Consider the following 3,050-nt stretch of genomic DNA (forward strand, 5'->3'; position numbering starts at 1 on the left):
CCTAAAAATTATTGAACAATTAAGTAGAGCCCAAGACACTGACAAATAATTGTGCAAGCGGAAGGAGAATTAAATATGCCTCAAACCATGCTAGATATTTGGGATAGTGTGTTATGATGCAGCATCTTGCACGCGATACTGCGTGCCTGTCCTGATACAGATCGGACTTATTTATGGAAATTCCTACATGGATTAAACCTGCGCTTATGGGTGCGGGAGCAGGCGCTATCGCCGTGGCTATAGTGGGATTTAACTGGGGGGGCTGGATGACGGAGAACGCAGCCAATGATATGTCGAGCGAGAACTCCAAAATGGCGGTTGCGACGGCACTTATGCCCTATTGCTTACAGAACTCCAAGAATGATCCCAATTCAATGGACGTGCTCGCCAAGTTTGGAGAGGCCAATAGCTATAAACGACGTGGGATTGTTGAGGATGCCGGCTGGGCAACTCCGTTAGGCGCTGAAAAGCCGGATCGCGAACTGGCAGAAGCTTGCCAGAATGCATTAGCAGAAAAAATCTAGTTTTTTAGTTACGCAGGCGTCTCAGGCCATACGCGGATAAATTTCATTATCAAACATCCCGGAGGCGCGGTGAGCCGCGCCTCCTCTGGGAGTCTTGTCAACGCTCCCTCTGCGTAATCAAGGCAATATATCTGTGGCACTTGTGACCAAAAGTGCCACCCAATTTTCGTTGCCTTCGCTTACATGCCCACGAACTGTAGTTGCTTTACCAGCGCGATCCCGTTGCTGGCTCCAAGTGATCATCAAGGAACCAATTATGTCTTCCGTTACACATCTCAATCAACCGCGGGCGTTTACCCGCGTAAACGAACCCGCAATTCTCAAGGGTTCTGGATCGGCCATTAAACTTCCGGTTCGCGATATTCCAAGATTAACCAACACAGCAATCGTATATTGTGAAGGCAATTTCGGCGCCATTGACGGTAAAACGGCCAATGGGTTGGTCCGTCATTCCGAGAAGTATGAAATCCTATCGGTTATCGATAGTGAAAAGGCTGGCCTTGATTCCGGCGCCGCCCTTGGAGACGCGCCGAACGGTATTCCCATTTGCCGTGACCTCACCGAGGCCTTGTTTCTGGCGGAAAGCCTGCCTGAGTATTTTATATTCGGAATGGCGCCATCAAGCGGCATGCTGTCGACGCGTGAGCGCGGTCTCGTAATCGAGGCCATGAGCCATGGCATGAACATCGTGAATGGCCTGCATGAATTCCTTAATGACGACCCCGTCTTTGCAGCCGCTTGTCTCTCCTACAATGTTACCATCCTCGATATCCGCAAACCCCGCGACAAAAAAGACCTGCGCATGTTCAGCGGCAGGATCGCAGAAGTCACCTGCCCTCGAATTGCGGTGCTCGGCACGGATTGCGCCATCGGCAAGCGAACGACCGCCACCATCCTGACACGCGCATTGAACGAGTATGGCGTGAAGGCGGTGATGGTCGGCACCGGACAGACCGGATTGATTCAAGGCGCGCGATACGGCATCGCGCTTGATGCTGTCCCCTCCCAGTTTTGTTGCGGTGAGCTGGAGGCGACGATCATCGAAGCCTTCGAGGCTGAAAGTCCGGATATCATAATTGTCGAGGGTCAGGGAGCGCTCAGCCACCCGGCCTTTTCAACATCATCCTTCATTTTGCGGGGGACCTGTCCTGACGGCGTCGTGCTCCAGCATGCTCCCGGACGGACCTACCGATGCGATTTCGATCAGATGCCGATGCCGACACCCGCCAGCGAAGTAAATCTGATTGAGACTTTTTCCGACACCAAGGTCATCGGCCTCACGATTAATCACGAGAACATGGCCCAGGCCGAGGTAGACTCGGCGATCGCCTGCTTTGAAAGCGAGCTTGGCATTCCCGTGACGGACGCTTTGACAAAATCGCCGGATTATCTGGTAGAGATGGTTCTTGCCTCTTTCCCGCAGTTGAGGAAGAGGGCGGTCGGGATCATCAATTGACCACCCCGCGACTTGAAATCGATCTCTCGAAAATCCATCATAACGCCCGGTTTTTGGTCAATCTGCTTGGCCGTCGTGGCATCTCCGTTTCGGCAGTGACAAAAGCCGTGCTGGGCCTGCCAAGCGTTGCCAGAGAGCTGCTGGCCGCAGGGGTAAGCGGGCTGGCGGACTCGCGGCTTGAGAATATCCAGACCATGCGCCGGGCCGGGATAAGGGCGCCCATAACGCTCATTCGCTCGCCCATGATTAGCCAGTCGGTACAGGTGGTCGAAAGTACGGACATCAGCCTGAACACGGAACTTGACGTCATATCGGAGCTTTCAAAGGCCGCGCACGCGCAAAAGCGGATCCATGGGGTCCTGTTGATGGTCGAGCTTGGGGATTTGCGGGAGGGCATCCTGCCGGCCGACCTTGAGAATGTCGTGCGTCGTACGCTGGACTTCCCGAACATCACTCTCAAGGGCATCGGAACTAATCTTGCCTGTCGTTGCGGTGTCGTGCCTGATGCTGCAAACATGGGGGAATTGTCAGCTCTGGCGAATGCGATTGACGCCACTTTCGGGCCCGTCATCTCCATTGTCTCAGGCGGTAATTCAAGTAACCTCGACTGGGTGCTGGGAGGCGCCGATATCGGCCGGATTAATAACCTCCGTCTTGGCGAAGCCATCTTGCTGGGCTGCGAGCCGCTTCATCGCCAGCCAATCGAGGGGCTTTACACCGATGCCATAACGCTTGTCGCGGAGGTGATCGAGTCAAAGATCAAGCCATCGCAGCCATGGGGTAAAATCGCAGAAACCGCCTTTGGGAAAGCAATTCCAATGTCTGACAGCGGCAGTATCTCGCAGGCCATTTTTGCGCTGGGGCATATGGATACCGATCCGGACGGCCTGACGCCGCCTTCGGGGATCAAAATCCTCGGATCGAGTAGTGACCATCTTATCGTGGATTCTGGTCGCGACTGCCTGCCAATCGGCACCGAAACTCCATTCCAGCTCAACTACAGCGCTCTGGTCCGTGCCATGTCTTCCCCCTTCGTCGGCAAAAAACCTATTTCAGAGGAAACAGCATTG

At 54.1% G+C, this 3,050-nt stretch carries 3 protein-coding genes; all 3 read left to right on the top strand.

The genetic code is table 11. The annotated features are described in order from the left end of the window. Positions 1 to 173: 173 nt before the first annotated feature. Positions 174 to 524, top strand: a complete 351-nt coding sequence (locus P1U71_RS17845) for a hypothetical protein (RefSeq protein WP_301107025.1) — start codon at positions 174 to 176, stop codon at positions 522 to 524. 256 nt (positions 525 to 780) lie between these two features. Continuing rightward, the gene (locus P1U71_RS17850) at positions 781 to 1,980 is read left to right on the top strand and encodes a DUF1611 domain-containing protein (protein WP_301107026.1); all 1,200 of its coding nucleotides are present in this window, start codon (positions 781 to 783) and stop codon (positions 1,978 to 1,980) included. Further along, positions 1,977 to 3,050: alanine/ornithine racemase family PLP-dependent enzyme (locus P1U71_RS17855; protein WP_301107027.1), on the top strand; the 1,074-nt coding region annotated here is incomplete at its 3' end. The genes P1U71_RS17850 and P1U71_RS17855, both read left to right, overlap by 4 nt.

It is taken from the genome of Sneathiella sp. (assembly GCF_029233945.1).
Classification (GTDB): Bacteria; Pseudomonadota; Alphaproteobacteria; order Sneathiellales; family Sneathiellaceae; genus Sneathiella.